Here is a 14641-nt window from a genome sequence, read left to right as displayed (position 1 = left end):
TCTTGGGGTTTGTTGGCCTGGCAGATGCCGGGTCGTCGTGTGGATCAGGCGGCTGTCATGGCGACGTCTCCGGACAGAAGTTGCGCACGGTCGACCTCGCCGGTGATCCGGCCCTTCTGGATGGAAAGGACGCGGTCGGAGAGCTGGGTGATGAAGTCGAGATTCTGCTCGACGATGATCATCGACAGTGACCAGCGTTGGCGCAGGGTCTGCAGCGTCTCGATCATCTCCTCGATGATAGAGAGCTGAATGCCTTCGGTCGGCTCGTCGAGGAGGATGAGCTTCGGTCTCGCGCAGAGACAGCGGGCGAGGGCGAGAAGCTGCTGTTCTCCGCCGGACAGGGCGCCGCCGCGCCGGTCGAGAAGGCGCTTCAGCCGCGGAAAATCCTCGAGTACGCCGTCCATGACGGCCCTGTCCTCGCTCTTGGCCGCGGCAAGACCCATGCGCAGGTTTTCCATCACGGTCAGCGTCGGGAAGATCTCGCGGCCCTGTGGCACGAGGCCGAGGCCCAGGCGCGAACGCTGATGCGTCGCCATCTTCGTCACGTCGGTTCCGGCGAAGCGCACGCTTCCGGCGGTCGTCGGCAGGGCGCCCATGATCGTGCGCATGAGCGTCGTCTTGCCCATGCCGTTGTGGCCGAGAATGCCGAGGAATTCGCCCCCCGCCATGTCGAAATTGACGCCGGCGAGGATCGGCACGCGGCCGTAGCCGGCGCGCAGGTCGTCGACTTCGAGAAGCGCACTCATGCCGCTACCTTCTTGCCGAGATAGACGTCGCGCACCCGGCTGTCGGCGAGGACGGCCTCGACATTGTCTTCCAGCATGATCCGCCCCTGGTGGAAGACGGTGACGGTCTTGGCGATCATCTTGATGAACTCCATGTCGTGCTCGACGACGATCAGCGCACGGGTCTTGTTGATCTCGTGGATGATCTCGGCGGTCCGCTCGGTCTCTTCGTCGGTCATGCCGGCGGCCGGTTCGTCGAGGAGAATGAGCTCCGGCTCGGCGGCGAGGACGGTGCCGATCTCCACCCACTGACGCTGACCGTGGGACAGCTGCCCGACGATCGCGCCGGCGAGGTCCTTCAGCATGATGCGCTCCAGAACCTCGTCGACGATCTGACGGGCGGCGTTGCGGGTCGTCTTGCGCTGGGCGGCCAGCCAGATGTTCTCGCGCACCGACAGGCCGTTGAAGACGTTGGGGATCTGCGTCTTGATACCGATGCCGAGCCGGGCGATCTCGTGGGACGGGTGGCCGTCGATCGGGTGATCGCGAAAGCGGATCGTGCCTTCGCTCGGCGTGAGCTGGCCCGTCAGCATCTTGAAGAAGGTGCTTTTGCCGGCGCCGTTCGGGCCGATCAGACAGCGCAGCTCCATCTCGCCAAGGGAGAAGTTCACGCCGTCATTGGCGAGGACGCCGCCAAAGCGCATGGTGAGATTTCGGGTTTCCAGGAGCGGAGGGATCTTCGTCATGGTTCACTCCGCTCCGACCGGTTGGCCGGCGGTCATCTGGCGGCTTTGCCCGTGCCCGGTCTCGCGGCGGCGCTCGCTGACGCGATACCAGCCGGCGGCGACGAGATTGCGCAGCGTCGGGACGAGGCCCTGCGGCAGCAGGAGCACGAAGACGATTAGGATCGCGCCGAGGACGAGATTGGAATTGAAGCTCTGCTGCGAGCCGATCTGTGAGACGAGATATTGGATGAGGAAGCAGCCGACGATCGGGCCGATCAACGTGCCGAGGCCGCCGATGCAGATCCAGATGATGATTTCGGCCGACAGCGACAGGGCGAAGATCGTCGGGCCGACAAAGGCGCCCCAGTTGACGTAAAGCGCGCCGCCCATTCCGGCGATGGCGCCGCCGAGCACAAAGACCCAGAGCTTCACGACGCGCGGGTCGTATCCGAGCAGCGCCGCCCGCGTCTCGTTCTCTCGCACGGCGATGGCCACCCGGCCAAAACGGCTGCGCAGGAGAAGGCGCAGGCCCACATAGATCGCGATCAAGGCGCCGCCGGTGACGTACCAGGAGTCTTCCGGGTAGAGGATCGCGGTCGGATCGAACGGCATGTTGAAGGTCGGCACGGCCGGCATGCCGTTGAAGCCGCCCAGCCGCGCCGTCCCGATGGTGTATTCGTCGCCGGCCGTCGAATTGAAGACGTTGAAGAGGATCAGCGTGACGGTGAGGGTGATGACGCCCAGATAGACGTCGCTGATCCGGCCGTAGAAGACGAAGTAGCCGAGGGCCAGGGCGAAGAGGGCTGGAACTATCACGGCGCACAGGATGGCGGGCGTCGAGTCGCCGTAGTTGATGGCGGCGACGGCGTAGGCATAGGCGCCAAGGCCGAAGAACGCCGTCTGGCCGAAGCAAAGGATGCCGCCGAAGCCCCAGATGAAGCCGAGGCTGAGCGCAAGCACCGCCATGGAGGCAAAGAGCGTGAACTGCATCAGCTGGAACAGGTCGGCATAGAGCGGCATCACTGCGACAACGATGCAGGCGACAAGAACAGCTGCGATCTGAGCGGAGAGTTTGACGGTATCGGACATGGCTCAGACGGTCCCCTTGAAGAAGCGGCCGGAAATGCCCTGGGGCAAGATCCGGATGAGGACGATGGCTGAGAGAAAGAGGATCACCTCGCCATAGACGGGCGTCGTGAAGTAAGCGCCGAGCTGATTGATGAAGCCGAACAGGCCGGAGGCGGAAAGCGTCCCGGAGATGATCGCCGCGCCACCGCCGACAACGGTGATGAAGGCTTTGGCGACATAGGCCGAGCCCATGACCGGCGTGATGCCGGAGACCGGGGCAAGAACGCCGCCGGCAAGGCCGGTCACGGCCGCGCCGAGGGAGAAGGTCGCCATGTAGATATGGGCGGGATTGACGCCGAGGACCGCCGCCATGTCGGGGTTCTGCATCACCGCCCGGGCGATCAGGCCGAAACGCGTGTATCGCAGGACCGCATAGACGATGGCCATCATCCCCAACGCCACCGCCAGGAGGAAGAGCGTGTACCAGGAGGTCCGGTAGTTGCCGATGGCAAAGCCGCCGAGCGGCGTCGGCACGCCCTGCATGGTGTTGCCGAAGATCGTCGTCGTCAGACCGATGATCAGGAGGCTGAGCCCCCATGTTGCGAGCATGGAATCGACGAGGCGACCATAGAGAAAGCGCACCAGACAGCGCTCGACCACCAGGCCGAACAGACCGACGACAAGCGGCGCGACCACCAGCATCGAGATCCAGATGTTGATGCCGGCATTCGCCGCGATCACCGCGGCGTAGGCGCCGAGCATCACGAACTCGCCATGGGCGAGGTTGATGATCCGCATCATGCCGAAGATGATCGCAAGGCCAAGGCAGAGGAGAAACAGTGAGGCCGCGCCGTTGACGACGTTGAGCGCCACGATGGCTGCAAGATCCATGTCGATCCGATCCCGATCAAAGAGGTTCGCGAACGGGCGGCGGGACGATGTCGGCCGCCGCCCTCAGGGCTGGATCAGCTGTCGATGTCGATCACATATTGCTGGTTGTCGCGCGGGTTATCCTTCAGGTTGCAGACCATCGCCGTATCGGAGGGCTGCACCGCCTTGAACGTCTCGAGCACGTTCCACTTGCGGTCCTTGACCTGTGCAAGATAGGCGTTGCGGGTGGTGTGATGGGTCACGCCGTCGAGCGTGACGTCGCCGCTCGGACCCTTGTAGGTGATGCCGCTTTCCAACGCCTCGATGACCGCCATCCGATCGAGCGAACCGGCTTTCTTGACGCCTTCGGCCCAAAGGAAAAGGCCTTCGTAATTCGCGGCGGTCAACTCGCTGATATAGGGGATGTCGGGCCAGCGCTTCTTCAGTTTCTGAACGAAGGCCTGGCTCTCGGGGGTGTCGAGTTCCTCGTAATAGCCGTAGCAGCCATAGATGTCGGCGCTGACCGAGGCATCGACGGTGGAGGGCTCGTTGACAAGGCCGAAGGTCGTCGAGGCGATCGGAATCTGACCCTTCATGCCGGCCGATTCCCACTGGCGATAGAAGGACACGTGATTGCCGCCGACGAGAGCCGAGAGGATGAGATCCGGCTTTGCCGCCTGGATCTTGGAGATGGTCGGGCCGAAATTGGTGACGTCCAGCGGGAAGAAGTCGACGGAGAGGACCTCCCCGCCATTGTCCTGCATGTATTTGGTCATCCACTTGGCGGTGATCTGACCGTAATTGTAGTCGGCGGCGAGGATGTAGGCCTTCTTGCCGCTGTTCTTCATCGCATAGGGAACGAGCTTTTCCACGGTTTGGGCCGGGGTCGTGCCGGTGCAGAAGGTGTTGCGGTCGCAGACGCCGCCCTCGTAGAGGACATTGTAGAAGTAGAGTACCTGGAACCGGTCGAATGTCGGCCGGATGGCCTCGCGCGAGGCCGAGGTGATGCCGCCGTGAACAACGTCGACGCGATCCTTCAGCGCCAGCTGCTGCGCATATTGCGAATAGAGCTGGATGTTCGACTGGGTGTCGTACTGGATGAGCTGAAGCGGCCGGCCGAGCAGACCGCCGGCCTCGTTGATCTCAGCCACACCCTGTTCCATCGCCGTGACCATGGTGACGCCCGAGGAGGCGATCGCACCAGACTGGTCGAGCAGGCTGCCGACCTTGATCGGATCGTCGCTGCCGAAGGCGTAGCGCGTGGATATGGCAGGGCTTGCCAGAGCTGCAGTCGCGGACAGTGAGGTCTTGATGAACTTGCGGCGTGAAATCGGCATGGTGGAAACCCCCTCGTGGCTCAGAACGGCGACGGATGCGGATTATTTGAAAACACAAATTTTGAAATTGCAAATGATTTTTGCGCTGCAATATTATTGAGCATCGGTGCCAAGAGTGTGGGCTATCGAGTCTCACCGAAGCCGGCTCAAATTTGCTCTCTTCGCCTGCGAAGCCGATGCAGAAAGGCCCTGTCGCCGACAACTGTCGCTCCGTCCGACCCGTACCGAACGTTCTCGTGCGCTACGGTATGCCAAACTTGCCGCCGTTCTACCGGATCATGGTCAGCTCGATTCCGTCGACGGCGGCGAGGTGGATCTGTTGGCGTTCGCCCGCGACTTTCGGCGCATCACAGCCGCGCGCGGTATTCTTCTGCCGTGTTCGTCCGAGACCGCCGACGACTGACGGCACGGTGAGATCACCCGCGGCCTCCGCAAGCGCGAGCAGGCAATAGATGCCCTCGTAGCAGGACTGGCCGAAGGCATTGGCGGGCGGGGGCGTTTCGCCGAAGCGCGAATGATAGCGCTCGAGGAAACTGCGATTGTTTCGCGAGTCGAGGCAGGCGAAATAGCCGGAGGACAGATAGAGATTTTCCGTGGCGTCCGGTCCGATCCCGTAAAGCACAGTTTCGTCGATGGCGGACGAGAACCGCAGGACCTTTCCGGCCAGCCCGGCATCGGCGAAGTCGCGGTTGAAGGACACCGCTTCGGCGCCGAGAAAATAGGGGATGACCGCGTCGGCCCGGCTCTTTCGAATCTCCTCGAAGAGACGATCGTAGTCTGCGAAACCGAACGGGACGATCCTCTCGCCGACGACCTCACCGCCGCGCTCGCCGATGATGCGCCTTGCAGTGGCCAATGTCTGGCGAGGCCAGACATAGTCGTTGCCGCACAGATAAAAGCGTGTGGCATTCTTGCGATCGAACAGCCAGTCGATGCCGGGCGTCAGCAACTCGTCGGATGTTTCGCCGACGGTGACGATCGTCCGGTTTGCTTCCCAGCCTTCGAATTGCGGCGTGTAGATGAACGGGACGCGGCCCTTGATCATGTTCGAGACGGACGCGCGCTGATAGCTCGGTATCATGCCCACGACCGCGTCGATTTCGTCGAATTCGATCGACAGATCGACCGCCTGTGCCGCGCTCGCAGCGGTTTCGCCCGCGTCGATAACCGCAAGCTGAACCTCGTTACCGAGGAGTCCGTATTGCGTGTTGATCTCGTCGACAGCGAGCCTTGCGCAGGCTTCGGACGAAGGCGCCCAGATCCCCGACGGACCGCTTTGCGCGGTCAGAAGCCCAATCCGTATCATTCGCTACTCCCGAAACGAACGGTGGCACAGGGCTCGTGACGACGTGAGCGCGGCGAACCCTCTAATCATATAGCATATTTCGTGCCAAACCCGCGGGGCGGGTGGGCGCAGGAAGCCCTGCATCTTCGTCGGTAATCCGATCGGAATTGACCAAGGGTAGCCTATTGCCGGAGCATGCTGCGCGTTTGAAACGCAACGCTGAGCACGCTTGATCGGGCAACGCCTCATTGCGTTGCAATTTTGGACGGGTCGAAATTGCATCGGCCGCGGCCTCGGAATATATGAAAATTCCAATAGTTCGGAGAATCGCATGAATGGCGTGTCCCGCGCCGCTCCGGCCGACCTTTCGGATCTCATCGCCGGGGTGAATCGACGTCTCGACACGGCAGCCGAGGCGCGTCTCAGACCTGCCGGAGTTCGCATCGAGCAATATCGCGTCATGGCCGCGCTCGATCGGCGCGACGGTCAGTCCATGGGGGAACTCGCGCCCTCGGTTTTCGTCGATCTGCCGACGCTGACGAAGATCGTCGACCGCATGGTGGCGAACGGGCTCGTCTATCGCGCCCCCGACCCGGGCGATCGGCGAAGGGTGCTGGTGTTCTTTTCCGACAAGGGCCGCAGCCATTTTCTGGAACTGGTTCCGCTGGTCGAGACCGAGCGCAGCCAGGTGATCGACTCGCTCAGCCCGGGGAAGGCGAGCCAGCTCGGCCATCTGCTGCGCGAAATCCTCGCATAAAGCGCGCTGCGTTTCGCAAATGGGCGAAGCACCCGCCTTCGTCTGGGCGGCGGCGAAGTTTTTGATCCACTGTGTCGACAGCAAAGCCGGTTCACACGACCAGCGGGACATAATGCTGCGGTTGGCGCATCAGGACGAGATCCTTCCGACGCAGCGCCGTGGTGGGATAGGCGCCGCCATGGCTGCCGGTGTCGATCTCTGCGACCGCGAGATTGTGGTTGCCGGTGACGATGCTTTCGTCGCGCGGAAAGAGAAACGTGTCCGGGCCGAAGACACCGGAAAGGCCTTCATAGCCATCCTGGGGGGAGCGGACATTGGCGAAGGCGAAGTGGCAATTGTTCTCGCCGGCACGCACCCGGAACTGATGCCAGTGAAGAGGGTCGGCGCCGGTCGGGATCGGCGCCGGCTGCGCGACCGCCGTTCCGTCGTGACCGCTGTAGAAGCCACCCTTGAGCGCCGACGGACAGGCGATCACGTCGCAGCCTCGAAGCGCCAGAACGCGGCCGGCTTCCGGGAAGTCGGCGTCATGGCCGATGAGCAGACCGAGGCGAGCAAAGGGTAGGTCGAAAATGGCCCAGTCGTCGCCGGCTCTCGCCCAACCCCGATCGGATTGCGAAAGATGGGTCTGTCGATAGCGGCCGATGATGCCGTCCGGACCAGCGAGGAGGGCGGAGTTGTAGAGCTGTTCCCCATCCCTCTCGGCAAACCCGGCGACAAGGAAGAGACCATTCGCCTCGGCGATCTCCGCCAGCCGTCTTAAAGCGGCATCATCGAGACCAATGGCAGTTTCGGCCGGATCGGCGAGGCCCGTAACGGCACGTTCCGGCAGGACCAGCAATTCCGCAGCTTCGCTCGCGGCATCCTTCGCCAAACCTTCGATGGTGAGAAGATTGGCCGAAACGTCCTTCGATGGCGCGAATTCTCCGACCGCGATCTTCGCCTTACGGCCTTTCGGCAGGGGCTCGTGTCCGTAGAGCGAGAAGAAATCCGTCGGATTCCAGGCAAAGGTGTTGGTCATCAGCTCCTTGTAGAGCTCCGGCCGGCGCTGGCTCATCACGGGTTCCCCGCGCATGGCTCCCTGTCTCGCGCGCGCCGGATCAATGGTCGCCGTCACGATGCCGTCGCCGCCGTCGATCACCGAAAGGATCTCCGCGTCGGGCCCGATGACACAGCTTCCGCCCGAGAACTGGACGCCGCGTTCGAGGCCCCAGCGATTGCTCTCGATGAGGTAGCAGCCGTTCTCGAAGGCGCGGTTGACCCAGTAGGGCGCCGGCGTTCGCTCGGCGAGCCAGTTGGAGATGTGGCAGATCACATCCGCCTTGCCGAGCGCGACGAGGCGCGCGGTCTCGATGAAGTGGATGTCCATACAGATCAGGAGCGCGATGCGGCCGAGGGGCGTGTCGTAGACGCGGTGGCCGAGATCGCCGCTCGCCGCCCATTTCGGCTCGGAGATATAGGGATGGGTCTTACGATGGATACCGACCACGCCCTGCGGCCCGATCAGGACGGCGGAATTGTAATAGAGCTCTGTCGACGGATCGATCTCCGGCATCCCGATGACGATATAGACGTCTCGCCGCCTGGCGATTTCGGCGAAGCGCGCGGTGGTCGGGCCCGGCACCGGCTCGACGAAGGGGGCGACCTCTTTGCGGTCGTGCCAGCAATAGCCCGTCGTTCCCATCTCGGGCGTCACGATCAGCTCCGCGCCCTGGTCCGCCGCGTCCTCGACGAGTTTTGCGAGCGCCTCGACGTTGCGCGCCTTGTCGCCCATCACGGGCTCGAACTGGATCGCGGCGGCCTGAAACGGTGTGGTCACGGCGTAACCTCTCGAACGGATTTGGACAAAGCTCTGCCGTTTCCCCGGCCTCGAAGGACCGGGGCGCGCAGCAGGCGGTTCAGTCAAAGGGCGCTAGCGCGCCGCGCGTCCTATCGGACACACAAAGGACGCACTAAGTCATTGAATCTACGCATCGTGCTTTCCGAAAATCGATTCCGATTTTCGGGCCGATGCTGTAGGCTGGCGGGCGCTCAGCCCGCGATGCCGGAGATCGATTTCAGGATCGAGGCGCCGACGGTATATTTGGGATCGACCATGTTGCCGAGCCGGATGCGCCCGCACTGGGTGAGCAGCATGTAGGCGTCGATTTCGTCGAAGCCGAAATCGGCCGCCATCCAGCGGATCAGCTCGCGATAGGCGCCGCGGGCGGCGTCCTCCATTGGCCGGGCAGAGCCGATGGTCATGTAGAACTTCTCGTTCTCCAGCCGCGGTGTCTTGATCGTCCAGCCCTTGATCAGATCGACCCTCAGCGTGGTGACGGTCGGATGCTCGATGGCAACGCCGCACAGTTCGCCGTCGCCCTGCGCCGCATGGCAGTCGCCGACATAGAGATAGGCGCCTTCCGTATTGACCGGCAGGTAGATCACCGCGCCCGGCGCGACGTCAGGCAGGTCCATGTTGCCGCCGTAATAGTCCGGAACGAGCGAAGAGATGACCTCGATCTCGGGGGAGGTGCCGATCGTGCCGATGAAGGGCTCATAGGGCAGGGTGATCCGCTCGTTCCAGACCGTGCCCTTTTCTTCGGTGACTTCCAGCTTCTTGACCCGCTCGGGCAGCGGGGCGGTCAGCATCGCGGTATCACCTGTCGGCACCAGGCCGCCGAATTCCGGCATGATCACCGTCGTGCCGCGCGGCTGCGGCCCCCTTGGAACGACGCTTTCGATATAGACCGCGAGGCAGTCGCCCTTTTCCGCGCCATTGACGTAGATCGGACCGTTCTGCGGGTTGAGATAGGGAAAGTTGAGGATCTCGCTCGGCTTGTCGGTCTCATGCTTGATCGCGCCTTCGAAGGCGTCGTGGGTCTCGGACGAGACGACGGCGCCTGGATCGACCGTCAGGACCGGTTCGACGGCATGGCCATAGACATAGTGATACTTGCCTTGGCTCTCTTCGGTGATCGAGTGGGTGGTGAGCGCCTTGCCCTTTGCGACGGCCTTGCGGGCCATGATTGAATCGTCAAACCAGCTCATGGGTCTTTCCTCTTTCGACGGTTATTCTCTTGCTCGTTACCTTGCGGCGAGACAATCAGACCGCGAGATAGCGCCGCACCGTGTCGCGATCTTCCAGGGCGTCCTTGCCGATTTCGGCGGTGACCGATCCCTTGTCCATGACGTAACAGCGCTGGGCCATCTGCCGGATCATGTCGAGATTCTGCTCGACGAAGACGACGGTGATGCCGGTATCCCGGTTCAGCTCGACCATGATGCGGGCGATGTCCTGAACGATGTTCGGCTGGATCCCCTCGGACGGTTCATCGAGCAGGATCAGCGCCGGATCGCCCATCAAAACGCGGCCGATGGCGAGCTGCTGCTGCTGTCCTCCGGACAGCGTCCCGGCCCGCTGGTCGCGGCGCTCTTTCAGGATCGGGAAGTAGCCGTAGATCCTGTCGACGCGCTCCTTGACGTCAGCCTTGCCGGATCCGTCGATCGACTGGCCGACGAGTAGGTTCTCGTAAATGCTCATGCGCGGGAAGACGTCGCGGCCCTGGGGGACATAGCCGATCCCGAGCCGCGCTCGCTTGTGGGCCGACAGGTTGTTGATCTCCGCGCCTTCGAACAGCACGGACCCCTGTTGCGGTGGCAACAGACCGATCAGGCTTCGCATCAGCGTCGACTTGCCGACGCCGTTTCGCCCGATGACGGCGACGATCTCGCCGGCACGGACGCTGAGGTCGACGCCCTGCAGCACAGGCTTGCCGCCGTAGCCGGCCCAAAGCCCCATGGTTTCCAGAAGGACTTCCTTACGCATGGACTTCGCCCAGATAGATCGAGGCCACCCGCTCATCGGCGACGATCTCGTTGATCGTGCCCTGCGCGAAGACCTTGCCGAAATGGAGAACCGTGACCTTCTGGGCGATCTGCCGGACGAAGGCCATGTCGTGCTCGACGGCAAGGACGCTGACGCCTTCGGCGTTGAGTGCCTGGACCATTTCGCCGGTGGCATGGGTCTCGTCCGGCGTCATGCCGGCGGTCGGTTCGTCGAGGAGGAGGAGCTTGGGCTTCAGCGCGACCGCCATGCCGATCTCCAGCCATTGCTTCTGGCCGTGGCTGAGCGAGCCGGCGAGCTGGTTTTCAGCATCCTTCAGCTTCAGAAATTCGAGAAGACGATCGGTCTCTTCGTTAAGGGACGCGCCCTGAAGATGATGCTGCAGGGCGATCTGCAGATTCTGGCGCACCTTCAGGGCCTGAAAGATGCCGGGCACCTGAAACTTCACCGAGATGCCGTGCCGGATGCGCTCGAAGGACTTCGCCTTGGTGATGTCCTTGCCGTCGTAGAGGATGGCCCCGCCCGACGGGCTGTGTTCGCCGAGAACGAGCTTGAAGAAGGTGCTCTTGCCGGCGCCGTTCGGACCGATCAGGCAATGGATTTCGCCCTGCTCAAGGGTGAAGTCGACCTCGTCGGTGACGTGCAGGCCGCCGAACCACTTGTCGAGTTTTCGGGTTTCGAGGATGGCCATCAGATGCTCTCCCTCGCCTGGCGCCGCCTGAGCCCTCTCGAGAAGAATGAGCCGAGGCTGATGAAGATGCCGCTCGGGGCGAGGAGGATCGTGACGACGAGCAGAAAGCCCATGACCACGAGCGCATACTGGCTGCCGTAGATCGTGAGGTACTGAAAGCCGGCGAGGACGAGCAGCGTGCCGAACAGTGTCGTCGTCAGATCGCTGCGGCCGCCGACAGCCACCCATACGACCGGAAGGGCCGCTGCGGACATGCCCATGGAGGACGGGGTGATGTAGTTGCCCCAGGCCGTGTAGAGGACGCCCGACAGGCCGGCGAGAGCCGAGCCGATGACGAAGGCGACGAGCTGATAGCGGCGGATGTCGTAGCCGAGCATTTCCGCCCGCTGCGGGTTCTCGCGGATGGCGACGAGGACGTTGCCGAAGCGCGAATTTACGAGCATGCGCAGCGCCAGATAGACCACCACCAGCAGCGCCAGCGTCAGATAGTAAAGCCCGACATCGGGGTAGAGAGCGATGTCCGCGCCGAACCAGGGAATGGTGAGCGAGGGCATGCCCCCCATGCCGTTGAAGCCGTTGAGGCGGGCCGAGCCGATCGCCCATTCAGGGCCAGCGGTCTGCGACATGAAGCGTTCCAGCACCAGCGTCACCGACAGGGTGACGATGCCGAGAAAGACGCCGCTGATCCGGCCGAAGAACAGGAAGTATCCAAGTACCCCGGCAAACAGGGCCGATAGGCCGACTGCGGCAACCAGCGAGACGAGCGTCAGCCCGTAGGCATCGCCGAGATTGATCGTGAAGACGCCATAGGCGTAGCCGGCGACGCCGAAGAACGCCGTCTGGCCGAAGGACAGCGCGCCGCCATAGCCCCAGATCAGGCTGAGGCCGAGAGCCATGAAGACCCAGTTGAAGAAGTAGACGTTGTTGCCGACGTCGTAGCCGTCCGCAAATAGCGGATAGGCGCAGGCCAAAGCCAGCACGACGGCGCAGCCGGACCAGAAGCCGGGACCCTTGCCGAGGGTCTGCGGTCCTTCGAGAAGCTTCAGGACAGAGGTCGTTTTGTTGCCTCGAGGCACGTCAGGTCCTTTCCCGCAGGATGAAGCCGGTGAGGCCCCGCGGCAGAATGCGAATGACGACGATGACAGCGACGAGAAGGCCGATCTGGCCGGCAAGCTGGCCCTGCCAGGAGGTGAGGCCGGCCTTGACGACGGCGAGAATGGCTGCGGCCGGCGCCGTGCCGAGGAAGATGTCGGCGCCGCCGACGACGACGGTGACGAAGGCTTCGACGACAAAGGCCGAGCCCATGGTGGGAACGAGCGTCATCGTCGGCGCGTAGAGCCCGCCGCAAAGGCCGGCCAAGGCGGCTCCCAGACCAAAGGTCAGGCTGTAGATGAGCGAGGTGTTGACGCCGAGGGCTTCGGCAATGTGCGGCACCTGGATCGTCGCTCTGGCAAGAATGCCGAAGCGCGTGCGGGTGAAGATCAGCCACAGGACGGCCAGCGTCGCGACCGCAGCCAGCATCAGGACGAACCGGTAGACGGAATATCCGTAGCCGGCGACGGTGAAGCTGCCGAACGGCGTTCCGGTTCCCGGCATGGTGGAGCCGAGGATAATCAGAGTGCCCTGGGTCACGATCATCGAGATGCCCCAGGTCACCACGATGGAATCGAGCGGCCGCGCATAGAGGTGGCGGATGATCACCCGCTCGAGCAGCATGCCGACGAGGCCGGCGACGAGGGTGCCGACAAGGATGGCGATCGGCAGCGGCAGTCCCATCCGCACCGCGCTGGTGGTGACATAGGCGCCGCAGAGGATGAACTCGCCATGGGCGAGGTTGATGATCCCCATCATGCCGAAGATCACCGCCAGCCCGCAGGCCGACAGGACCAGGAAGGCGAAGGCGTCACCGGTCTGGTAGAGAAACGAGAAGAGGCCGGACAGGAAGTCCATGGACGGTCCTTCGGTGCGAAGATCGGGAGGGCGTGCCGGTCAGGCGTCGGGCGTCATCCCGCCGGCGGTCCGGCAGGGCGGCGGGACAAGTGCAGGCGGAAAGCCACCGGGGCGAGGGAAGGGCGCGGATCGCGCCCTTCCAGGCGGTTCAGATCAGCCGTCGTTCTTCTTGGGATTGTCCGACGGAGTGTACTGGGCTTCCGGGTTTTCCTTGGTGAGGTCGCAGCCGACATGGCCGAGCCAGTAAGGCTTGATGTCGTCCCAGACCTTCGGGAAGCTGATCGAGTGATCCTCGCTGACCTTCGCCAGATAGATCGTATGCGACATGTGCTGGCTTTTCGGATCGATGCAGACCCGGCCCTCCGGCGCGTCCATGCAGACGTCGCCTTCGGCGATCACCTTGCGGATGGCGTCGTGATCGGTGGAACCGGCGCGTTCGACCATCTGCTTGTAGAGATAGACGGCGACGTAGGAGTTCTCGGCTTCCTGATTGATGTAGGGCTCGTCCGGGAACTTCTTGTGCCACTTCTCGACGAACGACTTGCTCGCCGGATTGTCGACTTCCTCGATCCAGTTGGTCGTGACGTACATGTTGGCGAGTGAAGGCGGCTGGAAGCGCTTATGCTCGTAGCCCTGGCCGACATTGACCGAGGAGGCCATCGGCAGATCGACATTGGCGGAGGAGGCCTGCTCGTAATAGGAGGCCTGGGCCGTGCCGACGAGCAGCGTGACGAGGAAGTCCGGCTTGGCCTTCTGGATGTTCTGGATGGTCTGCGAGAACTGCGACACGCCGAGCGGGATGAACTCCTCGCCGACCATGGTGCCCCCGTTCTCCTTGACGATGTCGCGGACCCATTCCGCCGAGATCTGACCGAAGTTGTAGTCGGCGGCGATCGTGTAGACGTTCTTGCCGTACTTCTCCACCATGTAGGGGATGAGCGTCGAGAACTGCTGCTCGGGCACGGCGCCGGTGACGATCATGTTGGCGTCGCAGACGCCGCCTTCATATTGGTTGTTGTAGAAGGCGAGGCCGTCGAATTGGTCGACGATCGGCCGATAGGCTTCACGCGAGGCGGAGGAGAAGCCGGCGAACACGACGTCGACCTTGTCGCGTTGCAGGACGCGCCGCATGAATTCCTGGTAGCGACGATTGTCCGACTGGGTGTCGTAGGTGACGAGCTCGAGCGGCCGGCCGTCGATGCCGCCATTGGCGTTGATCTCCTCAGCCGCCAGCTCGATGCCGTGCACCTTGCCGATGGTGGCGACGGCGAAATCGCCGGACTGATCTTCGAGGACGCCCATCTTGATCGGCTCGCCGTCCTGGGCGAACGCCGCCGCCGACAAGGCAAAAAGGGTCCCTAGCGTCGCGAGGACGCCTGTTGCTTGCTTGGTCATGGTGGTCTCCGTCTC

14 protein-coding genes are annotated in these 14641 nt (G+C 63.1%); 1 reads left to right on the top strand and 13 read right to left on the bottom strand.

What is annotated here, in order from left to right; translation table 11 throughout:
- Positions 1-44: 44 nt before the first annotated feature.
- The 6 genes from GTK09_RS13995 to GTK09_RS13970 form a co-directional block, all read right to left on the bottom strand.
- Positions 45-746: an ABC transporter ATP-binding protein gene (locus tag GTK09_RS13995; protein ID WP_163463784.1), complete on the bottom strand. Its 702-nt coding sequence runs from the start codon at positions 744-746 to the stop codon at positions 45-47.
- Complete coding sequence (locus GTK09_RS13990) at positions 743-1471, bottom strand: ATP-binding cassette domain-containing protein (protein ID WP_163463783.1); 729 nt, start codon at positions 1469-1471, stop codon at positions 743-745. The genes GTK09_RS13995 and GTK09_RS13990 overlap by 4 nt, the downstream gene beginning before the upstream one ends.
- Positions 1472-1474: 3 nt before the next feature.
- The gene (locus GTK09_RS13985) at positions 1475-2539 is read right to left on the bottom strand and encodes an ABC transporter permease subunit (RefSeq protein WP_163463782.1); all 1065 of its coding nucleotides are present in this window, start codon (positions 2537-2539) and stop codon (positions 1475-1477) included.
- Between the two features lie 3 nt (positions 2540-2542).
- Positions 2543-3409: a branched-chain amino acid ABC transporter permease gene (locus tag GTK09_RS13980; protein ID WP_163463781.1), complete on the bottom strand. Its 867-nt coding sequence runs from the start codon at positions 3407-3409 to the stop codon at positions 2543-2545.
- Between the two features lie 74 nt (positions 3410-3483).
- Entirely contained in the window at positions 3484-4725 is a 1242-nt protein-coding gene (locus tag GTK09_RS13975) for an urea ABC transporter substrate-binding protein (RefSeq protein WP_163463780.1), read from the bottom strand.
- Positions 4726-4993: 268 nt separating this feature from the next.
- Positions 4994-6031 (bottom strand): substrate-binding domain-containing protein, encoded by a 1038-nt coding sequence (locus GTK09_RS13970; RefSeq protein ID WP_163463779.1) that lies wholly within the window; start codon positions 6029-6031, stop codon positions 4994-4996.
- Positions 6032-6341: 310 nt separating this feature from the next.
- Between GTK09_RS13970 and GTK09_RS13965 the strand changes: the two genes are divergently transcribed.
- Positions 6342-6767 carry a MarR family winged helix-turn-helix transcriptional regulator gene (locus GTK09_RS13965; RefSeq protein ID WP_163463778.1) on the top strand — a complete coding sequence of 142 codons (426 nt, stop codon included), beginning with the start codon at positions 6342-6344 and terminating at the stop codon, positions 6765-6767.
- 91 nt (positions 6768-6858) lie between these two features.
- Here GTK09_RS13965 and GTK09_RS13960 read toward each other — a convergent pair whose 3' ends face one another.
- The 7 genes from GTK09_RS13960 to GTK09_RS13930 form a co-directional block, all read right to left on the bottom strand.
- Positions 6859-8583, bottom strand: a complete 1725-nt coding sequence (locus GTK09_RS13960; RefSeq protein ID WP_163463777.1) for a nitrilase-related carbon-nitrogen hydrolase — start codon at positions 8581-8583, stop codon at positions 6859-6861.
- 212 nt (positions 8584-8795) lie between these two features.
- Entirely contained in the window at positions 8796-9794 is a 999-nt protein-coding gene (locus GTK09_RS13955; RefSeq protein ID WP_163463776.1) for an acetamidase/formamidase family protein, read from the bottom strand.
- A gap of 55 nt (positions 9795-9849) precedes the next feature.
- A complete protein-coding gene (locus GTK09_RS13950; RefSeq protein ID WP_163463775.1) occupies positions 9850-10572 on the bottom strand; it encodes an ABC transporter ATP-binding protein in 723 nt (240 codons plus the stop codon).
- Entirely contained in the window at positions 10565-11281 is a 717-nt protein-coding gene (locus GTK09_RS13945; protein WP_163463774.1) for an ABC transporter ATP-binding protein, read from the bottom strand. Before GTK09_RS13945 ends, GTK09_RS13950 begins: the two co-directional genes overlap by 8 nt.
- On the bottom strand, positions 11281-12357 hold the full coding sequence (locus tag GTK09_RS13940) for an ABC transporter permease subunit (RefSeq protein WP_312869856.1): 1077 nt from the start codon (positions 12355-12357) through the stop codon (positions 11281-11283). Before GTK09_RS13940 ends, GTK09_RS13945 begins: the two co-directional genes overlap by 1 nt.
- A gap of 1 nt (position 12358) precedes the next feature.
- Entirely contained in the window at positions 12359-13231 is an 873-nt protein-coding gene (locus tag GTK09_RS13935; RefSeq protein ID WP_163463773.1) for an ABC transporter permease subunit, read from the bottom strand.
- Between the two features lie 153 nt (positions 13232-13384).
- Positions 13385-14626, bottom strand: coding sequence for an urea ABC transporter substrate-binding protein (locus GTK09_RS13930; RefSeq protein ID WP_163463772.1), 1242 nt, complete (start codon positions 14624-14626; stop codon positions 13385-13387).
- Between the last annotated feature and the right edge of the window lie 15 nt (positions 14627-14641).

The sequence above is a fragment of the Jiella pacifica genome (assembly GCF_010500815.1).
GTDB lineage: Bacteria > Pseudomonadota > Alphaproteobacteria > Rhizobiales > Rhizobiaceae > Jiella > Jiella pacifica.
This window is presented reverse-complemented; position numbering and strand designations above follow the sequence as displayed.

Coding starts and splice junctions, on each gene's coding strand:
- GTK09_RS13965 (WP_163463778.1), top strand. CDS start 6,342: ATGAATGGCGTGTCCCGCGCCGCTCCGGCCGACCTTTCGGATCTCATC.
- GTK09_RS13970 (WP_163463779.1), bottom strand. CDS start 6,031: ATGATACGGATTGGGCTTCTGACCGCGCAAAGCGGTCCGTCGGGGATC.
- GTK09_RS13990 (WP_163463783.1), bottom strand. CDS start 1,471: ATGACGAAGATCCCTCCGCTCCTGGAAACCCGAAATCTCACCATGCGC.
- GTK09_RS13945 (WP_163463774.1), bottom strand. CDS start 11,281: ATGGCCATCCTCGAAACCCGAAAACTCGACAAGTGGTTCGGCGGCCTG.
- GTK09_RS13930 (WP_163463772.1), bottom strand. CDS start 14,626: ATGACCAAGCAAGCAACAGGCGTCCTCGCGACGCTAGGGACCCTTTTT.
- GTK09_RS13995 (WP_163463784.1), bottom strand. CDS start 746: ATGAGTGCGCTTCTCGAAGTCGACGACCTGCGCGCCGGCTACGGCCGC.
- GTK09_RS13985 (WP_163463782.1), bottom strand. CDS start 2,539: ATGTCCGATACCGTCAAACTCTCCGCTCAGATCGCAGCTGTTCTTGTC.
- GTK09_RS13935 (WP_163463773.1), bottom strand. CDS start 13,231: ATGGACTTCCTGTCCGGCCTCTTCTCGTTTCTCTACCAGACCGGTGAC.
- GTK09_RS13980 (WP_163463781.1), bottom strand. CDS start 3,409: ATGGATCTTGCAGCCATCGTGGCGCTCAACGTCGTCAACGGCGCGGCC.
- GTK09_RS13955 (WP_163463776.1), bottom strand. CDS start 9,794: ATGAGCTGGTTTGACGATTCAATCATGGCCCGCAAGGCCGTCGCAAAG.
- GTK09_RS13975 (WP_163463780.1), bottom strand. CDS start 4,725: ATGCCGATTTCACGCCGCAAGTTCATCAAGACCTCACTGTCCGCGACT.
- GTK09_RS13950 (WP_163463775.1), bottom strand. CDS start 10,572: ATGCGTAAGGAAGTCCTTCTGGAAACCATGGGGCTTTGGGCCGGCTAC.